This window comes from Nocardioides iriomotensis, assembly GCF_004168035.1.
Lineage (GTDB): Bacteria > Actinomycetota > Actinomycetes > Propionibacteriales > Nocardioidaceae > Nocardioides_B > Nocardioides_B iriomotensis.
Genome location: NZ_SDPU01000022.1, coordinates 217,828 through 235,191, shown reverse-complemented (window position 1 = coordinate 235,191; position 17,364 = coordinate 217,828). Strand labels below are relative to the sequence as shown.

The 17,364-nt window shown below is 73.0% G+C and carries 15 protein-coding genes; 9 read left to right on the top strand and 6 right to left on the bottom strand.

What is annotated here, in order from left to right; all coding sequences use genetic code 11:
- Positions 1 to 101 precede the first annotated feature (101 nt).
- A complete protein-coding gene (locus ETU37_RS11910; RefSeq protein WP_129987544.1) occupies positions 102 to 518 on the top strand; it encodes a hypothetical protein in 417 nt (138 codons plus the stop codon).
- A 141-nt stretch (positions 519 to 659) separates the two neighbouring features.
- Here the strand turns inward: ETU37_RS11910 and ETU37_RS11905 are convergent, their stop codons facing one another.
- Genes ETU37_RS11905 through ETU37_RS11890 form a run of 4 tightly spaced genes read right to left on the bottom strand, consistent with a single transcriptional unit; the run spans position 660 to position 3,919 of the window.
- Positions 660 to 1,493 (bottom strand): sulfurtransferase, encoded by an 834-nt coding sequence (locus tag ETU37_RS11905; RefSeq protein WP_129987543.1) that lies wholly within the window; start codon positions 1,491 to 1,493, stop codon positions 660 to 662.
- Positions 1,490 to 2,155 (bottom strand): thymidine kinase, encoded by a 666-nt coding sequence (locus ETU37_RS11900; protein WP_129987542.1) that lies wholly within the window; start codon positions 2,153 to 2,155, stop codon positions 1,490 to 1,492. The genes ETU37_RS11905 and ETU37_RS11900 overlap by 4 nt, the downstream gene beginning before the upstream one ends.
- Before the next feature lie 47 nt (positions 2,156 to 2,202).
- On the bottom strand, positions 2,203 to 3,315 hold the full coding sequence (locus ETU37_RS11895; protein WP_129987541.1) for an alkaline phosphatase family protein: 1,113 nt from the start codon (positions 3,313 to 3,315) through the stop codon (positions 2,203 to 2,205).
- A gap of 7 nt (positions 3,316 to 3,322) precedes the next feature.
- A complete protein-coding gene (locus tag ETU37_RS11890) occupies positions 3,323 to 3,919 on the bottom strand; it encodes a DUF5998 family protein (RefSeq protein ID WP_129987540.1) in 597 nt (198 codons plus the stop codon).
- 108 nt (positions 3,920 to 4,027) lie between these two features.
- Here ETU37_RS11890 and ETU37_RS11885 point away from each other — a divergent pair, with 108 nt between their 5' ends.
- The 4 genes from ETU37_RS11885 to ETU37_RS11870 are packed head-to-tail and all read left to right on the top strand — an operon-like array spanning position 4,028 to position 8,042.
- On the top strand, positions 4,028 to 5,224 hold the full coding sequence (locus tag ETU37_RS11885) for a PP2C family protein-serine/threonine phosphatase (RefSeq protein ID WP_129987539.1): 1,197 nt from the start codon (positions 4,028 to 4,030) through the stop codon (positions 5,222 to 5,224).
- Positions 5,221 to 7,281 carry a glycosyltransferase family 2 protein gene (locus ETU37_RS11880; protein WP_240755684.1) on the top strand — a complete coding sequence of 687 codons (2,061 nt, stop codon included), beginning with the start codon at positions 5,221 to 5,223 and terminating at the stop codon, positions 7,279 to 7,281. Before ETU37_RS11885 ends, ETU37_RS11880 begins: the two co-directional genes overlap by 4 nt.
- 1 nt (position 7,282) lies before the next feature.
- Complete coding sequence (locus ETU37_RS11875) at positions 7,283 to 7,618, top strand: STAS domain-containing protein (RefSeq protein WP_129987538.1); 336 nt, start codon at positions 7,283 to 7,285, stop codon at positions 7,616 to 7,618.
- Entirely contained in the window at positions 7,608 to 8,042 is a 435-nt protein-coding gene (locus tag ETU37_RS11870; protein ID WP_129987537.1) for an ATP-binding protein, read from the top strand. The genes ETU37_RS11875 and ETU37_RS11870 overlap by 11 nt, the downstream gene beginning before the upstream one ends.
- A gap of 20 nt (positions 8,043 to 8,062) precedes the next feature.
- On the opposite strand, the gene ETU37_RS11865 is transcribed toward ETU37_RS11870, so the two are convergent.
- Both ETU37_RS11865 and ETU37_RS11860 read right to left on the bottom strand, forming a co-directional pair.
- On the bottom strand, positions 8,063 to 8,725 hold the full coding sequence (locus tag ETU37_RS11865; protein WP_129987536.1) for a class I SAM-dependent methyltransferase: 663 nt from the start codon (positions 8,723 to 8,725) through the stop codon (positions 8,063 to 8,065).
- A gap of 35 nt (positions 8,726 to 8,760) precedes the next feature.
- Positions 8,761 to 11,466, bottom strand: a complete 2,706-nt coding sequence (locus ETU37_RS11860) for a bifunctional acetate--CoA ligase family protein/GNAT family N-acetyltransferase (RefSeq protein WP_129987535.1) — start codon at positions 11,464 to 11,466, stop codon at positions 8,761 to 8,763.
- A gap of 71 nt (positions 11,467 to 11,537) precedes the next feature.
- On the opposite strand from ETU37_RS11860, the gene ETU37_RS11855 reads away from it, so the two are divergent.
- From ETU37_RS11855 to ETU37_RS11840, 4 genes are read left to right on the top strand one after another with little or no spacing between them, the layout of a single operon-like run.
- Positions 11,538 to 13,997: a DNA gyrase/topoisomerase IV subunit A gene (locus ETU37_RS11855; RefSeq protein ID WP_129987534.1), complete on the top strand. Its 2,460-nt coding sequence runs from the start codon at positions 11,538 to 11,540 to the stop codon at positions 13,995 to 13,997.
- Entirely contained in the window at positions 13,994 to 14,692 is a 699-nt protein-coding gene (locus ETU37_RS11850) for an LppX_LprAFG lipoprotein (RefSeq protein ID WP_129987533.1), read from the top strand. Before ETU37_RS11855 ends, ETU37_RS11850 begins: the two co-directional genes overlap by 4 nt.
- Complete coding sequence (locus ETU37_RS11845; RefSeq protein WP_129987532.1) at positions 14,689 to 16,419, top strand: MFS transporter; 1,731 nt, start codon at positions 14,689 to 14,691, stop codon at positions 16,417 to 16,419. Before ETU37_RS11850 ends, ETU37_RS11845 begins: the two co-directional genes overlap by 4 nt.
- On the top strand, positions 16,416 to 17,357 hold the full coding sequence (locus ETU37_RS11840) for a sucrase ferredoxin (RefSeq protein WP_129987531.1): 942 nt from the start codon (positions 16,416 to 16,418) through the stop codon (positions 17,355 to 17,357). Before ETU37_RS11845 ends, ETU37_RS11840 begins: the two co-directional genes overlap by 4 nt.
- Positions 17,358 to 17,364: the final 7 nt, after the last annotated feature.

Sequence of the window (17,364 nt, the reverse complement as noted above, 5' to 3'; positions counted from 1 at the left end):
ACCCACCATGCATCACCTGTGTTGTCGCTGCCGCTGACACCAGCCGCCCGGCTGGTGCCCTCCGCACGCCCAGCCGACACCAGCACACAGGACCTCCTCGCATGAAGCTCACCTTCGCCACCTGGGTGGCCGACCTCTCCGCCCGTGGCCACGGCGTCCTCGCGGCCAGCCACGCCGTCCCGATCCAGCTCTGGCTGCGCGAGCCGGGCGACTACGGGTCGGTGCTGCACTTCCTGGCCCGCGGCACCACCGTGACGCTGCGCCGGTACGCCGCGACCGACCTGACCACGCTGGTGCTGCGCAGCGAGTGCGACTGCGAGGAGCACCGCACCGCCGGGGCGGGCAGCCGCACCGTGCTGACGCCGGGCGCCGTCCCGGTCGACGAGGTCGTCCTCGACGGTGCCGCGCTGTTCGGCTGGACCGGCTTCGAGGCCGGCCTGCTCGACGTACCGACGGCGGCGGAGCTGTTCGCCGAGCTGCGGCACGAGCTCGACGGGCGCGCCGCGGACGTCGCCTGAGCGAAGGGCCGGGGGCCGGGCCCCTGGGACTGCACCGGCCCCCGACCCGAGACCGAGGCCGGGCGCCGGTCCGTCGGGACGGCGACATGGGACGGGCTGCCCGGCCTCGGGACACTGTTCAACGAGCCGGGCAGACGGAGGTCACGGGCCGGTGGCCACCGGTCTCGCCGGGTCCTGCACCCACTCGCTCCACGAGCCGGCGTACAGCGCCGCGTCCACCCCGAGCCGGCGCAGCGCGAGCACGTCGTGGGCGGCGGTGACGCCCGACCCGCAGTAGGCGCCGACCTCGACGCCGGGTTCGAGGGCGCCCGTCGCCTGGTACGTCGCCCGCAGCGCGTCGAGCGGCGCGAACCGGCCGTCGCGGAGGTTCTCGGCGGTCGGGACGCTGCGCGCGCCGGGCACGTGACCGGCGACCGGGTCGACCGGCTCGGTCTCGCCGCGGAACCGTTCACCGGCGCGGGCGTCGACCAGCACGCCGTCACGAGCCACCCGCGCGGCGCCGTCCGCGTCGAGGACTGGTAGCACGCCGGGGCCGGCGACGACGTCGCCCTCCTCGGGCTGCTCCTCCCCCGTCGCCATCGGCCCGCCGGCGGCGACGTACGCGGACCAGCCGCCGTCGAGCACGCGCACGTCGGGGTGGCCGTGGTGCTCGAGCAGCCACCAGGCCCGGGCCGCCGAGGTGCCGGACACGTCGTCGTAGACCACGACGGGCCGGTCGTGCCGCACCCCGGCGCGGCGCATCGCCGCCGCGAACAGCTCCGGGTCGGGCAGCGGGTGCCGCCCGCGCGAGCCGTCACCGACGGGGGCGGCGAGGTCGGTGTTGAGGTCGACGAAGGCCGCGCCGGGGACGTGGCCGGCGAGGTACTGCTCGAACCCGTCGGTGCGGCCGAGCTGCCAGCGGACGTCGAGGAACGTCGTCCCTCCCGCCGCGGCGAGCGCGACCGCGTCCTCGGTGCGGACGACCGGGTCGGTCACAGCCGGCTGTCCCCGAACGGCAGCGGCTCGCCGATCATCGACACCGCCCGGGCGCGGCCGGCGGTGAGCCCGCGCCGGTGGTGCTGCCGGCAGAGCACCTCGTAGCCGACGTCGGGCGGCTCCTCGCCCTGCTGCTCCACGTCGCCGACGACGATCACCTCGCCCTCGGTGACCATGACGCCGTTCACCGTGCGCGCGTTGTGGGTCGCGCGCTTGCCGCACCAGCAGAGCGCCTCGACCTGCAGCACGTTCATCCGGTCGGCCAGCTCGACCAGCCGGGCCGAGCCGGGGAACATGAGAGACCGGAAGTCGGTGAGGATGCCGAACGCGAACACGTCGATCTGCAGCTCGTCGACGATCCGGGCGAGCTGCTCGATCTGCGCCGGCGTGTAGAACTGCGCCTCGTCGCAGATGAGGTAGTCGACCCTCCCGCCGCGGGTCAGCGCCCCGACGACGTACTTCCAGAAGTCGAAGTCCTCCGGCACCTCGATCGCCTCGTGCTGGAGGCCGAGACGGCTCGACAGCGTGGCAGCGCCGGCCCGGTCGTGGCTGGTGAAGATGCGTCCGGACCGTCCGCGCGCCGCGTGGTTGTGGTTGGTCTGGAGGGCGAGGGTCGACTTGCCGGAGTCCATCGTCCCGGTGAAGAACTGCAGTTCGGCCACGGGCGGCAATCCTGCCACGGGCGGCCGGCCCGGCGTGGCCCGACCTCCTACAGGACGATCAGCGGGATGAGCATCTCGGCGGACGTCAGCGAGCCGTGCAGCCCGACCAGCGTGGCCTCGTAGGGGAACGCGGTCGACGACATCACCGAGTGGTCGCCGCGGGCGGCCACGACGACGTCCCCCAGCCGCGGCCGGACGCCGGGGTCGACGGCGCCGAACCAGCCCAGCCCGATCGCCTCCTGGCGGGTGAGCACGTCGGCGCGCTCGCCGAGGACGCCTCGCCAGGTGGCGACCACGTCGTCGACGGCCCCGGATCGGCAGTAGACGTGCCGGAGCCGGGCCTCGCCGCCGAGCAGCGAGACGCCGTCGAGCAGGCTCGGCTCGTCGTCGGTGTCCACCCGGGACTCCGGCGGGGAGTCGACCATGCCGTGGTCGGCGACCACGACGACGACCACCTCGGGCGGCAGCGTGTCGCGCAGGTGCTCGGCCGCCGCGTCGATCATCGACAGCTGCTGCTCCCACTGCGCCGAGGCGACGCCGTACCGGTGACCCGTCCAGTCGAGGTCGCCGTCGTACATGTAGGTCAGCGACGGCTGCCGTCCCGCCGCCGCCTGGACTGCGGCGAGCCGCTCGCCGACCCGGTCGGCGCCGACGAACTCGGCGCCGCGGCTGCCGGCGAGGGTCAGCCCGGAGGTCCGGAAGTCGCGCTTGTTGACGACGGTGGTGTGCACGCCCGCCGCCGCCATCCGCGCGAACGCGGTCGGGTGCGGCTGCCACTCGTGCGGGTCGACCTTGCTGCTCCACATCAGGGCGTTGAGCAGGTCGTCGGTGCCGGGGATCCGGGTGGTGAACCCGACGACGCCGTGGCTCCCTGGGACGAGGCCGGTGCCGAACGACGTCAGGCTGGTCGCGGTCGTCGTCGGCACGCCCACCGTGGCCGGGTCACCGAGCTGGGCGGACAGGAACGGCGCCTCCTCGGCGTGGTCGCGCAGCAGCTCGTAGCCGAGCCCGTCGATGAGGAACACGACGTACGACCCGGCCTCGGGCAGGCCGAGCCCGGGGTCGGGCAGGCCGGCGTCGACCCCCAGCGCACGGCTCACCGCCGGCAGGACGTCGCCCAGTGACCGGTGCCCGTAGTCGGGACCGACGAAGTCCGTCACCGCCCGGTCACCGGGTGGCGACGGTGCCGGTGCTGGCCGAGAGCGCGTCGGCGAACTCGAGCAGGTCGGCCACCGCCTGCGGCCCCTCGGCCGCGGCGCTCACCCGGAGCGAGAAGTCGTCGGCGGTCACCACGCCGGTGTAGCCGTGGTCGGCGTCGCACTCCGGGTCGGCGCAGCCTGCGGGCTCGAGGTCGACGCGCCCCACCGCGCCCCAGCCGATCGTCAGCACGGCCTCGTTGGCCCCCGGCGGCGGGATCGGCTTGCCGGCGTACGACGCCGGGTTGGCGACCATCCGGTTGACCACGACCGAGCGGATCGCGCTGATCGCGACGGCCTCCGTCGAGGACGAGGTGTACGGCGCCGGCAGCAGGTCGTCCGGCGGGTGCTCGTCGGTGTGCGCCAGGATCAGCCGCGAGGCCGTCAGCACCAGCACGCTCATGTGCCGTCGCACCTCGTCCCGCTCGTCGATGGTCGGCTCGTGGTGCACGAGGAAGCACAGCACCGCCTCCCCCGCCACGGCTGCGTCGACCGCGTGCGACACCACGTCGGGGTAGTAGCCCGACTTCTCGATGGCGTCGCGCAGGTCGGAGGTGCGGTCGGTCATAGCGTCAAGTCTGTCACCCGCGCGCACTCATGCCGTGGCAGGGACCTGCCGATCATCCGAACGGGAGGACCACGCACTCGGCGATGGGAGTCCGATATCTTTACGTTTGTGAGCGCCGCACCCGACTCGCGCAGTCTCGACGCCGTCGAGGCAGACACCCACAACGAGACGCGGCTGCAGTCCCTGGCCGCACTCCGCCTCCTCGACACGCCCCGCGAGGAACGCTTCGACCGCATCGTCCGGCTGACCCAGCGGATGTTCGACGTCCCCACCGTCGTCGTCTCCCTGATCGACGAGCGCCGGCAGTACAACAAGGCCGAGGTGGGGGTCGGCAAGGACGAGATGCCGATCGGCGACTCGTTCTGCCGCTACACCGTCCTCGACGACACGCCGTTCGTCGTCGAGGACGCCGCGCACGACCCACGCTTCGTGGACAACGCCCTGGTCGCCGACGGTCTCCGCTTCTATGCCGGCCAGCCGCTCAAGGCGCCCAACGGCGTGCCCGTCGGCTCGCTCTGCATCGCCGACGACAAGGCCCGGCACCTCACCGACGACCAGCTCGACATGCTGCGCCAGCTCGCGGACATCGCCGAGGCCGAGCTCGCGCTGACCGACGAGCTCAACCGCGCGGGCGACGTCCAGCGCCGGCTGCTGCCGCGCCGGGTGCCCGAGCTGCCCGGCTACACCGTCGCCGGCACCTGCGTGCCCGCCCTGGCGGTCGGCGGCGACTTCTACGACTGGTTCCCGGCCCAGGACGGCTACCAGTTCGTCGTCGCCGACGTGATGGGCAAGGGCATGGCGGCCGCGCTCGTCGGCGCCGGCGCGCGGGCCGTCCTGCGCGGCACCTCGCAGTTCAACGACGTGGAGACGTCGCTGCACCGCACGGACGTCTCGATGGCCGACGACCTCGAGGAGATCTCCAGCTTCATCACGATGTTCGTGGCCCGGCTCGACTACCGCTCCCACGTGCTGAGCTACATCGACTGCGGGCACGGCATCGCCGGCATCGTCCGCGCCGACGGCACCGCCCTGCGGTTCGTGTCCGACTCGATGCCGATCGGCCTGCTCGACTTCCGCCGCGAGGCCCGCGCCGTGCAGCTCGCCCCCGGCGACACCTTCATCTGCCTCAGCGACGGCCTGCTCGACCTCTTCGACAGCATCGAGGAGGCCGTCGAGGCGGCGCGGATCACCGTCGTCAACTACCCCGACCCTGCCGAGGCGGTGAAGATCGTCGAGGAGTACGCCCGCGACCACGTCGCCACCGACGACATCACCTGCATCGTGGTCCGGCGGGACCAGCTGTGACCCGGCCGACGGGGGCGGCGGACGTCACCGGGATCCCGGAGTTCCGGCTCGTGAAGAGCTACCCCGGCAAGCACCTGCTGATCCGGGTGCTCGTGGTGCTCACGCTGACGCTGGGCACCTGGTACGTCGGCTGGCGCTGGCTCTTCTCCGTCAACTGGGCCAACTGGTGGATCGCGGTCCCCCTCGTCGTGGCGGAGACGTACGCGCTGGTCGACGCCTACCTGTTCGGCCTCACGATGTGGCGCGTCAAGGAGCGCGGCGAGCCGCCGCTGCCGCCGCCGGACGCCACCGTCGACGTGTTCGTGTGCACCTACAACGAGCCGGTCGAGCTCGTCCTGGCCACGGCCCGGGCGGCGAAGCGGATCGAGTTCCCCCACGAGACCTGGATCCTCGACGACGGCGACCGGCCCGACATGCGCGCGGCCGCCGCCGAGCACGGCATCGGCTACATCACGCGCTCCGACGACTGGACCGACCGGCCGCGGCACGCCAAGGCCGGCAACCTGAACAACGCGCTGTTCCAGACGCAGGGCGAGTACATGCTGATCCTCGACGCCGACCAGGTGCCCGATCCCCGCATCCTCGACCGCACCCTCGGCTGGTTCGAGGACCCCAAGGTCGCGCTCGTCCAGACGCCGCAGTTCTTCGTCAACGTCACCGAGTCCGACCCGCTCGGCAGCCAGGCGCCCTTGTTCTACGGGCCGATCCAGCAGGGCAAGGACGGCTGGAACGCCGCGTTCTTCTGCGGCTCCAACGCCGTGCTGCGGCGCGAGGCGCTGATGCAGCTCGGCATCGTCGGCTACGTCAAGGCCACCGAGGAGGCCGTGCGCGACGCGCTCGCCACCGCGGCCCGCCTGATGTCCCGGGTCGTGCGGGAGGCTCGCCGTACCTCCGACCCGAGCCTGGGCACCCTGGCCGCCGTCGAGACCGCAGTCCGCGAGGCGCGGCAGCGGCTGAGCGCGGGCGCGCCCGTCGCCGACGTCACCTACGCCTTCCAGCAGCGGGTCGATGCCGCCGCCCGCTCGATGGTGGCGAAGGACATGCGCGCGATCGAGGACGACCTGAAGGCGATCGAGGAGCTCGGCGTGGACATCGACGCCGAGCTCGGCGTCGTGGTCGTCGACGAGGACGCCCTCGACCGGCTCGCCGAGCGCGACTGGTCGCCGCTCGGCGCCATCGAGTCGGTGCGCGAGCTGGTCAAGGCCGTCGACGTCGACCGCGACGACGAGGCCCAGCCGATGATGCCGCTGGCCACCGTCTCGGTCACCGAGGACATGGCCACCTGCATGCGGCTGCACACGCTGGGCTGGAAGTCGGTCTACCACCACGAGCAGCTCGCCCACGGCCTCGCGCCGGAGGACCTGCGCACGATGCTGCAGCAGCGGCTGCGCTGGGCCCAGGGCACCATCCAGGTGATGCTGCGGGAGAACCCCCTCGTGCAGAAGGGCCTCACCCTCGGCCAGCGGCTCATGTACTTCGCGACCATGTGGAGCTACCTGTCCGGCTTCGCCGCGGTCGTCTTCATCGCCGCGCCGGTCATCTACCTGTGCTTCGGGATCCTGCCGGTGAAGGCGTTCGGCCTCGAGTTCCTGATCCACTTCGTGCCGTTCATGGTCGCCAACCAGCTGCTGTTCTTCGTCGTCGGGTACGGCGTGAAGACCTGGCGCGGCCAGCAGTACTCCATGGCCCTGTTCCCGTTGTGGATCCGCGCGTGCTGGACCGCCGCGGCCAACGTGTTCCTCGGCCGGCCGCTCGGCTTCGTGGTGACGCCCAAGACCCGGCAGGCCCGGCAGCCGTTCCCGTGGCGGCTGATCATCCCGCAGACCGTCGCGGTCGCGGTGCTCGTCCTGGCCACCCTCATCGGCGTGTTGCGGCTGTGGACCGGCGCGTCGCAGGCTCCGATCGGTACGTTCGTCAACGTGCTGTGGGTCGCCTACGACCTGCTGATCCTCAGCGTGATCTTCCGGGCCGCGGCCTTCCGCGCCCCGGACGACGACGTCGAGACCGACCCGGCGCACGACGACGCACCCACGAACGCGAGGCAGGAGCAGGCCTGACATGGAGATCGACACGAGCGACGTCCGCGGCAAGGTGGCGGTCGTCCGGCTCGACGGACGGCTCAACATGGTCGCCGCACCACGCCTGAAGGGCGCGATCGAGGACCTGGTCGACCACGGCGGCACGCACGTCGTCGTCGACCTCACCGCGGTCACCTTCATGGACTCGTCCGGCCTCGGCGCCCTCATCGCGGCGCTGAAGAAGGCGCGTCAGGCGCAGGGCGACCTGCGCATCGCGGGGGTCAACGAGCAGGTCGCCACCGTGCTGAAGCTGACCAACCTCGACCGGGTGCTGCGCCCGTTCGAGTCGGTCGAGGCGGCCGCCGATGGCTGGTGAGGTCCCGGCCCCTGCCGAGTACACCGTCAGCGGGCTCGCCGTGCCCGAGTCGATCGAGCTGCTCCACGACGTCCTCGCCGAAGCACGCGCCGACCACCCCTCGCTGAGCGAGGGCGACATGTCGATGATCGAGATGGCGATCATCGAGATCGCAGGCAACGTCGTCCAGCACGCACCGCCGGGCCTGACGGTCGTCTACACCTTCGTCCTCGACGTCCACGACGACCGGCTCGTGGGCGTGCTGTCCCACTCCGGCCCGGAGGTCGAGGTCGCCGACGACCCGGAGATGCCCGACGACCTGATGGCCGAGAGCGGCCGCGGTCTCGCGCTCGCCGAGGCAGCACTGGACGAGCTGCGGCACGAGTTCACCGACGACCAGAACGTCTGGACCCTGGTCCGCCGCCGCGAGGTCGCCCGCGCCTGACACGCGGGCCGGGGTCGTCCTCAGCGGACGCGGGCCAGCGTGACCCCGTCGGCCACCGGCAGCAGCACCATCGACACCCGGTCGTCCGCCACGATCTTGGCGTTGAGCGCCTGGATCGACCGCGTGTCCTCGTCGTCGGTCTCGTCGTCGACGACCCGGCCGCCCCACAGCACGTTGTCCACGGCGATCAGCCCACCGGGACGGACCAGCCGGAGGCAGCGCTCGTAGTAGGCGTCGTACCCGCTCTTGTCGGCGTCGATGAACGCGAAGTCGTACGTCGACTCGCCGTCCTCTGCGATGAGCCGGTCGAGCGTCTGGGTCGCCGGCGCGATCTCGAGGGTGATCTTGTGGTCGACGCCCGCCTCGACCCAGGCGCGCCGCGCGATCGTCGTCCACTCCTCCGAGACGTCACAGCACACCAGCCGGCCGTCGTCGGGGAGCGCGAGCGCGATCGCCGTGGACGAGTAGCCGGTGAACGTGCCGACCTCGACGCAGCGCCGCGCGCGTGTCAGCTCGACCAGCATGGCGAGGAAGGCGCCCTCCTCGGGGGCGACCTGCATGGCGTGCTGCGGAAGCGCCGCCGTCTCCGCGCGGAGCTGCGCGAGGACCTCGGGCTCGCGGGTGCCGACCCGGCGGACGTAGCCGGCCAGGTCGTCGGAGATGCCGATCGTGCGGTTGGCCATGCCCTCGACCCTAGTCCCGCGCGCGGGGCCGTGGGTCAGCCGTGGAGGGTGTCCCCGGTGACCGCGCTCATCCGGCGGGTGAACCAGTCGGAGCGCGCGTCGGCGACCGGCTCGACCCGGCCGACGGCGTTCAGCACGGTGGCGCCGTCGGCGCCGACCAGCACGAGGTTGAGGTCGACCGCCCGGACCTGGGGCAGGTCGTTCTTCAGCTGGGCGATCCGCAGCAGCAGCCACTCGACCGCGTCGACGTCGACCTTCTCGCTGCCGCGGTAGCCGAACAGCAGCGGCGCCGCCTTGATCTCGCGGACCATCTCGGCCGCCTCGCCGCCGTGCATCGGCGGGATCCGGTACGACCGGTCGCCGAGCAGCTCGGTCGCGGCCCCGGAGACGCCGAACGACACGACCGGCCCGAACAGCGGGTCCTCCATGCCGGCGATCGACACCGGGACGCCCGGCTCGGCGACCTTCTGCACGATGAAGCCGGCGGCCTCGGGGTGGTCGATCAGCCCGTGCATGGTCTGCCAGGCGTCGCGCATCTCGGCCTCGGTGTCGATGTTGCGCCACACGTGGGCCAGGTCGGGCCGCTGCCGCAGGTGCTCGGCCGTGGCCTTGAGCACGACGTCGTACCCGAGCTTCTCGGCGGCGTCGACCGCCTCCTGCTCGGTGGCGACCTCGTGCCGCTCCCACATGCTGATCCCGTAGGCATCGAGCAGGTCGCGCAGCTCGGTGAAGCCGAGCTCGCGGCCCTCGGGCCGCTCCACCAGCACCCGGTTGACCAGGCTGCGGGCGCGTCCGATGTCGACCTCGTCGGGCTGGACCAGGTCGCCCTCGGGCTTGCGCTTCCACTCGGCGTAGTCGACGACCCGGGCGAGCGCGCGGACGGCGGCCTCGACCGCGGGGTACGACGGGACGGAGCCGCGGCCCGCGGTGGAGCCGGCGACGTCGGGGACGCGGAGCAGCTCGGGGATGCCCTCGACGCCGAGGAACGACGACACGAGCGGCTTGTCGGACTGCTCCCCCACGGCCGCGAGCACGTGCGCGACCTCGGCGCCGGACGTGTTGAGCGGCGGGATGAACACCGCGACCACGGAGTCGACCTCGGGGTCGTCGATCGCGGCGTCGAGCGCCTCCTCGAAGTCCTCGGCGCTGGCGTCCGCCCCCAGGGCGACCGGCTCCTTGGCGACCAGGCCGACCGACGCGGCGGCGTCGGCGGCGAGCAGGCCGAGGGCGTCGGAGTTGCCGACGACCGCGACCCGGCGGCCGCGCGGCAGCGGCTGGTGGGCGACGAGCTGGGCGACGTCGAACATCTCGTCGAGGGTGTCGACCTGGATCACGCCGGCCTGCCGGAACATCGCGTCGACCGCGGCCTGCGGCGCCTGCATCGAGCGGACGGCGTGACCCATCGGCACGCCCTGGGTGCTGCGGCCGGACTTCACGGCGATCACCGGCTTGCGCCGCGAGACCCGTCGAGCGACGCGGGAGAACTTGCGCGGGTTGCCGATCGACTCCAGGTAGAGCAGGACCACCTCGGTGGAGTCGTCCTCCTCCCAGTACTGCAGCAGGTCGTTGCCGGAGACGTCGGCGCGGTTGCCGGCGCTGACGAACGTGGAGAGGCCGAGCCCGCGGCGGCCGACCTTCTCCAGGATCGCGACGCCGAGCGCACCGGACTGGCAGAAGAACCCGGCCCGGCCGCGCGGCGGCATCACCGGGGCGAGCGAGGCGTTGAGGGAGTACTGACCCGCCGTGTTGATGATGCCCAGGCAGTTGGGCCCGATCAGCCGCAGGCCGTAGCTGCGCGCGAGCCCCACGAGACGCCGCTGGCGCTGCCGTCCCTCGTCGCCGGTCTCGGCGAAGCCGGACGACACCACGACCAGTCCGTGCACGCCCTTGGCCGCGCAGTCGAGCACGACGTCGGGGACCGCGTCGGACGGCACGGCGACGATCGCGATGTCGACATCGTCGGGGATGTCGCCCACCGCGGGGTACGCCGGCAGGCCGGCCACCGACGTGGCCGCCGGGTTCACGACGTACACGCGGCCCTGGTAGTCGCCGAGCACGAGGTTACGGACGAGGGTCTGGCCGATGGTGTCCTGGCGGCGGGACGCGCCGATCACGGCGACGGAGCGGGCGTTGAAGAAGTTCTGGATCGAGGCGGCCTCGGCGCGGTGCTCGCGCGCCTGCATCACGTTGACGGAGGTGTCGGTGGCGTCGATCGGGAAGACCAGGCGCATCACGCCGTCCTCGTAGCCGCCGGCGACCTGGTAGCCGGCCTCGCGGAAGATCTGGATCATCCGCACGTTCTCGGGCAGCACCTCGGCCTCGAACTTGTCGACCCCGCGCTCGCGCCCGGCCTGGGCGAGGTGCTCGAGCAGGAGCTGCGCGATGCCGCGACCCTGGTGGGCGTCCTGCACCAGGAAGGCCACCTCGGCGACGACCGGCTCGCCGGCCTCGTGCGGCAGCGTGTCGAACCGGCCGACGGCGATCATCTTCTGCGCGACGGTGAGCACGAACGCCACCCGCTCGTGGTGGTCCACGTCGGTGAACCGCTGGATGTCGCGCTCCGACAGGTGCGGCATCGGGGCGAAGAAGCGGAGGTACTTCGACTCGGCCGACACCTGCTCGTAGAAGTCGACGAGCAGCTCGCGGTCGTCCGGCGCGATCGGCCGCAGGTGCGCGGACTGGCCGTCGCGCAGCAGGACGTCGGCCTCCCAGTGCCGCGGGTAGCCCGATGTCTCGCTCACGTGAGGAATCTATCGGCTCCCGCCAGCGTGCCCCGTCCGGGCCGGTCCGTGGCACAGGCGAGAATGCCTGCATGGCACGCCGTTCCAAGAGCACCCTTCCGCCGGACGACTTCGAGGAGCACATCCTCGACATCGACGTCGGCGACGAGATGCGCACCAGCTTCCTCGAGTACGCCTACTCGGTGATCTACAGCCGTGCCCTGCCCGACGCCCGCGACGGCCTCAAGCCGGTGCAGCGCCGGATCCTCTACACGATGGCCGACATGAACCTCCGGCCCGACCGCGGCCACGTCAAGAGCGCCCGCGTCGTCGGCGAGGTGATGGGCCGGCTGCACCCGCACGGCGACGGTGCGATCTACGACGCGCTGGTCCGGATGGTGCAACCCTGGTCGCTGCGCGTGCCGCTGATCGACGGCCACGGCAACTTCGGCTCGCCCGACGACCCGCCGGCCGCGATGCGCTACACCGAGTGCCGGATGGCCGCGCCCGCGCTCGCGATGACCGGCTCGATCGACGAGGACACCGTCGACTTCAAGCCCAACTACGACTCCCGCGAGCTCGAGCCGTCGGTGCTGCCGTCGGCGATCCCCAACCTCGTCGTCAACGGCGCCGCCGGCATCGCGGTCGGCATGGCGACCAACATGGCCCCGCACAACCTCGTCGAGGTCGTGCAGGCGCTGCGGCACCTGATCACCCACCCGCAGGCCGACCTCGAGGCGCTCATGCGTTTCATCCCCGGCCCCGACCTGCCCACCGGCGGCAAGATCGTCGGCCTCGACGGCATCCGCGACGCCTACGAGACCGGCAAGGGCTCGTTCCGGATGCGGGCGACCGCCCGGGTCGAGAGCGTCACGCCGCGACGCAAGGGCATCGTCGTCACCGAGCTGCCGTACGGCGTGGGCACCGAGAAGGTCATCGAGCGGATCAAGTCGCTCGTCCAGGCCAAGAAGCTCCAGGGCATCGCCGACGTCAAGGACCTCACCGACCGGGAGAAGGGCCTCCGCCTGGTGATCGAGGTCAAGAACGGCTTCCACCCGGAGGCGCTGCTCGAGCAGCTCTACAAGCAGACCCCGATGGAGGACTCCTTCGGCATCAACGCCGTGGCGCTCGTCGAGGGGCAGCCGCGCACCCTGGGCCTGAAGGAGATGCTCGAGGTCTTCCTCGGGCACCGCTTCGACGTCGTACGCCGCCGCTCGGCGTTCCGCCGCGGCAAGGCCGCCGACCGGCTGCACCTCGTCGAGGGCCTGCTCATCGCGATCCTCGACATCGACGAGGTCATCCAGCTGATCCGCTCGAGCGACAACGCGGAGCAGGCCCGCGAGCGGCTGATGGGCGTCTTCGACCTCACCGAGCTCCAGGCCAACTACATCCTCGACATGCCGCTGCGCCGGCTCACGAAGTTCTCCCGGATCGAGCTGGAGAAGGAGCAGTCCGAGCTGCTGCAGACGATCGCCGAGCTCGACGAGATCCTCGGCGACGACACGCGGCTGCGGAAGGTCGTCTCCGACGAGCTGGCCGAGGTCGCCAAGACCTACGGCACGCCCCGGCGGACGGTCCTGCTGGAGTCCGCGGGCCAGGCCGTGTCGGCCGCGGTGCCGCTCGAGGTGGCCGACGACCCGTGCTTCGTCTACCTGTCCTCGAGCGGCCTGCTCGCCCGCACCTCCGACACCGAGCCTCCGGGCGAGGGCGGCGGCCGGGCGAAGCACGACGTCGTGGTCTCCGCCGTACGCACGACCGCGCGCGGGCAGGTCGGCGCGCTCACGACCCTCGGCCGGCTGGTGCGCCTCGACGTGCTCGACCTCCCCGGCCTGCCCGCGACCGCCAACGCGCCGCACCTGCAGGGCGGGGCACCGGTGAGCGAGTTCCTGTCGTTGGAGGGCGGTGAGCGGGTGCTCGCGCTCGCGCCCCTCACCGACGAGGGCCCCGGGCTCGCGATCGGCACCCGGCTCGGCGTGGTGAAGCGGGTCAACCCCGAGGTGCTCTCGAACAAGGACACCTGGGAGGTCATCCGGCTCAACGACGGCGACGAGGTGGTCGGCGCGCTGCCCCTCACCACGGGCGAGGAGGAGCTCTGCTTCGTCACCAGCGACGCCCAGCTGCTGCACTTCCCCGCCTCCGGTGTCCGCCCCCAGGGCCGCTCCGGCGGCGGTATGGCCGGGGTCCGGCTGGCCCCCAAGCAGCGCGTGGTGTTCTTCGGCGCGTTCACGCCCGGCGACGACGCCGTCGTCGTCACCGCGTCCGGGTCGTCGTCGGCGCTCCCCGGCACCGAGGCCGGGGCGCTCAAGGTCACGCCCTGGTCGGAGTACCCCGGCAAGGGCCGCGGCACCGGCGGCGTCCGCTGCCACCGGTTCCTCAAGGGCGAGGACACGCTCGTGCTGGCGTGGGCCGGCAACGGCCCGGCGCGGGCCGCGGCCGCCAGCGGCGCCCCGGTCGAGCTGCCCGAGCCCGTCGGGCGCCGGGACGGGTCCGGCACCGCGGGGTCGCAGCCGATCCTCGCCGTCGCCGGCCCCGTGGGAGGCTTGCCCGCATGACGCGTCCCCGCGCCTTCGCGGCGCTCGCCGCGCTCGCGCTGCTCGGGTCCGGCACGCTCGCGGCCTGCGGCGGCGACGACGAGACCCCCGAGCTGACCCCCGAGGAACGGCTCGCCGCGGCCAAGACCACCCTCGACGAGACCGAGGGCGTGCGGATCGCGCTGAAGGCCGACGAGCTGCCGCCCTCGGTCAACGGCCTGCTCACCGCCGACGGGGTCGGCACCCACGCGCCGGCCTTCGAGGGCGACATCCAGGTCTCCGCGAGCGGGCTCACCGCCAAGGCCAAGGTGATCGCGGTGGACGGCAAGGTGTGGGCCGTGCTGCCGTTCACCACCGACTACGCCCCGATCGACCCCGCTGACTACTCCGCGCCCGACCCGGCCGCGCTGATGGCCGCCGACGGCGGCCTGTCGTCGCTGCTCACCGCCGCCGACTCCGTGGAGGAGGGCGAGCAGGTCCGCGAGGGCGAGGAGGTCCTCACCGAGATCACCGGCACGCTCCCCGGCGACGCGGTCGCGTCGGTCATCCCGAGCGCCCAGGCCGACGCCGACTTCGACGCGACCTTCACCCTCGACGACGGCAACCAGCTCTCCGAGGTCACGATGACCGGGCCGTTCTACCCGAAGGCCGCCGACGTGACCTACACGATCCGGTTCTCCGAGTACGGCGTCGAGAAGGAGATCACCGCGCCGTGACCGGCACCGGCCGGGCCGAGCGGACCCTGCTCGTCCTCGCCGCGGCGGCGGTCGGCTTCGCGGCCGCCGACACCTACGTCGTGGTGCTCGCCCTCCCGGACATGATGACCGGGGTCGGCCTGGCCATCGACGAGCTGCAGCGCGCGGCCCCGATCGTCTCCGGGTTCCTGCTCGGGTACGTCGCCGTCCTGCCGCTGATCGGGCGGATCGCCGACCTGCGCGGACGGCTGCCGGTGCTGGTCGGCTCGCTCGTCGTGTTCGCGCTCGGCTCGCTGGTCACCGCCGCGGCCTTCGACCTGGAGACGATGGTCGCCGGCCGGTTCCTCCAGGGCGTCGGCGGAGGTGGCCTGGTGCCGGCCACGCTGGCGCTGGTCGCCGACCTCTACCCGCCGCAGCGCCGCGGCGTCCCGCTCGGCGTCGTGGGGGCGGTGCAGGAGCTCGGCAGCGTCGTCGGCCCGCTGTACGGCGCGCTGGTGCTCGCGGTGAGCAGCTGGCACGCGATCTTCGCGCTCAACCTGCTCGTCGGCGTCCTGCTGGCCGTCGTGATCCGCCGGCTCGGGCCGCACCGCCCGCTGGACCGGCTCGGGGCACTCCTCGCCCTGCTCGCCGCGGCCGCGCTCACGCTGGTGATGCTCGAGCCACCGGCGATCGCGCGCGACGTGACCTGGGGGCTGATGTTCGTGCCGGTGACCGGCGACAGCCGGCTGCTGTCCCCGGCCGGCCTGGCCCTGCTGGTGCTCGTCGTGCTGCTCGCGGTGCGGTGCGTCACCGCGGCGTCCCCGCTCGTCGACCTGCGCGGCTGGCGCCGTACCGCCGCCGAGATCGACGTCCTCGGCGCCGCCCTGCTCGGCCTCGCCCTGTCCGGGGTGATCCTCGCGTTCGCGACCGCCGACCCCGAGGTCTCGGTGTTCTCCCCCGCCGGCCCGTGGCTCCTGGCCGGGTCCGCCGTCGCCGCCGCCGGTTTCGTGTGGCGCAACCGGGTCAGCCGCCATCCGCTCGTCCCGCACCGCGCGCTGCGCGCGACCCCGGCCTGGGGCGCGCTGGTCGTGAGCCTGTTCGTCGGCGCCGCGCTGATCGCGGCGCTCGTCGACATCCCGATCTTCGCCCGCATCACGGTCTACCGCGACTCCCAGCTGCTCGCCGCGCTCGTGCTGGTGCGGATGCTCGTCGCGCTGCCGGTCGGCGCCCTGCTCGGCGGGTTCCTCACCCGCCGGGTCCCGGCCGGACTCGTGACCGCCGTCGGGATGCTGCTCGCCGCGGGTGGCTTCGTGTGGATGGCGCAGTGGGGGCTGACCAGCCTGGAGCACCCGGTCGCGACCGTCCCGCTGGTGATGGCCGGGCTCGGCTTCGGACTCGCGCTCGCACCGGTCAACGCCGCGCTGCTGGCCGCGACCGACGACGCCGTGCACGGCGTCACCAGCGCCTTGCTCGTGGTCGCCAGGATGGTGGGCATGCTCGTCGGGATCAGCGCGCTCACCACGATCGGCCTGCGCCGCTACTACGCCGTCCAGGTCGACCTGCCCACGCCCACCGAGGTCTGCGCCTCCGGCACCCAGTGCGCGGAGTACACCCGGCTGCTCAAGGAGGCCGGGCTCGCCCAGCTGCAGACGGTGTTCTGGGGCGCCGCGGTGTGCGCGGCGGTCGCCGCCGTCGTCGCCGTGGTCACGTTCCGTGGTGCGGCCACCCGCGCCCTCTCCCCCGGCGAGACCGTGCGGGGTGCGGTGTGACCGGCTCGTCCTGCTCGGCCGACTCCGCCCTCGTCGGCGAGCAGCTCGCGGGCTCCGCCCCGCAGGCGCTCGGCTGGGTGGCGCTGGAGCAGAGCGGACCGTGGGGCGCGAAGGCGTTCACCGCCAGCCACCTCGACCCCGAGCTGGGCCGCGCCATCGAGGCCGTCGCCGCCGAGCACGACGTCCGTCCCGTGCTGGTCCGGCGGCCGGGGCGGCACGCGGACGAGCACGTCGACCACGACCACGACGCCCGCCGTCTCCTCGTCGCGCACACCCGTCCGGGTGCCACGTGGCTGCTCTCCGGGACGATCGCCGCGCCCGAGGACGTGCTCGCGCTCGACTGGGCCGCGGTCCGCGACGGCGACCAGGAGGCGGTACGCCGATCGCTCCCCTCGCTCGTGCCCGTCGACCGCGCGCAGCTCCTGGTGTGCACCAACGGGACCCGCGACGTCTGCTGCGCCGTCGAGGGCCGGCCGGTCGCCATCGGCGCCGCCGCCGCGCACACCGGGCGGGTCTGGGAGGTCACGCACACCTCCGGCCACCGGTTCGCGCCCACGGCCGTGCTGCTTCCCGCGGGCACGCTGCACGGACGGCTCGACGTCGACGGTGCCAGCGCACTGCTCGCCGCGGCCGACCGCGGCGAGACGGTCGTGTCCGGCAGCCGCGGCCGGTCCACCTGGTCCGGGCCCGCGCAGGTGGCCGAGCTCCTCGTGCGCGAGGCCACCGCCGAGGTTTCCCTCGACGCCCTCGCCGTACCCGCGTGCGAGACGGACGGCGACCAGGCCTGGACCGCCACCGTCACGCACGCCGACGGCCGGCGCTGGCAGGTGCGCGTCGTCTCGGAGCCGACCGACGTCGAGCGCCGGGAGTCGTGCCTCAAGGGTCCGGTCGGGCTGCGGCGGTGGACGGCCGCCGTGACGGAGTCGGCACTCCGGTAGGTTCCGA

Coding starts and splice junctions, on each gene's coding strand:
- ETU37_RS11910 (WP_129987544.1), top strand. CDS start 102: ATGAAGCTCACCTTCGCCACCTGGGTGGCCGACCTCTCCGCCCGTGGC.
- ETU37_RS11890 (WP_129987540.1), bottom strand. CDS start 3,919: ATGACCGACCGCACCTCCGACCTGCGCGACGCCATCGAGAAGTCGGGC.
- ETU37_RS11875 (WP_129987538.1), top strand. CDS start 7,283: ATGGAGATCGACACGAGCGACGTCCGCGGCAAGGTGGCGGTCGTCCGG.
- ETU37_RS11870 (WP_129987537.1), top strand. CDS start 7,608: ATGGCTGGTGAGGTCCCGGCCCCTGCCGAGTACACCGTCAGCGGGCTC.
- ETU37_RS11865 (WP_129987536.1), bottom strand. CDS start 8,725: ATGGCCAACCGCACGATCGGCATCTCCGACGACCTGGCCGGCTACGTC.
- ETU37_RS11855 (WP_129987534.1), top strand. CDS start 11,538: ATGGCACGCCGTTCCAAGAGCACCCTTCCGCCGGACGACTTCGAGGAG.
- ETU37_RS11850 (WP_129987533.1), top strand. CDS start 13,994: ATGACGCGTCCCCGCGCCTTCGCGGCGCTCGCCGCGCTCGCGCTGCTC.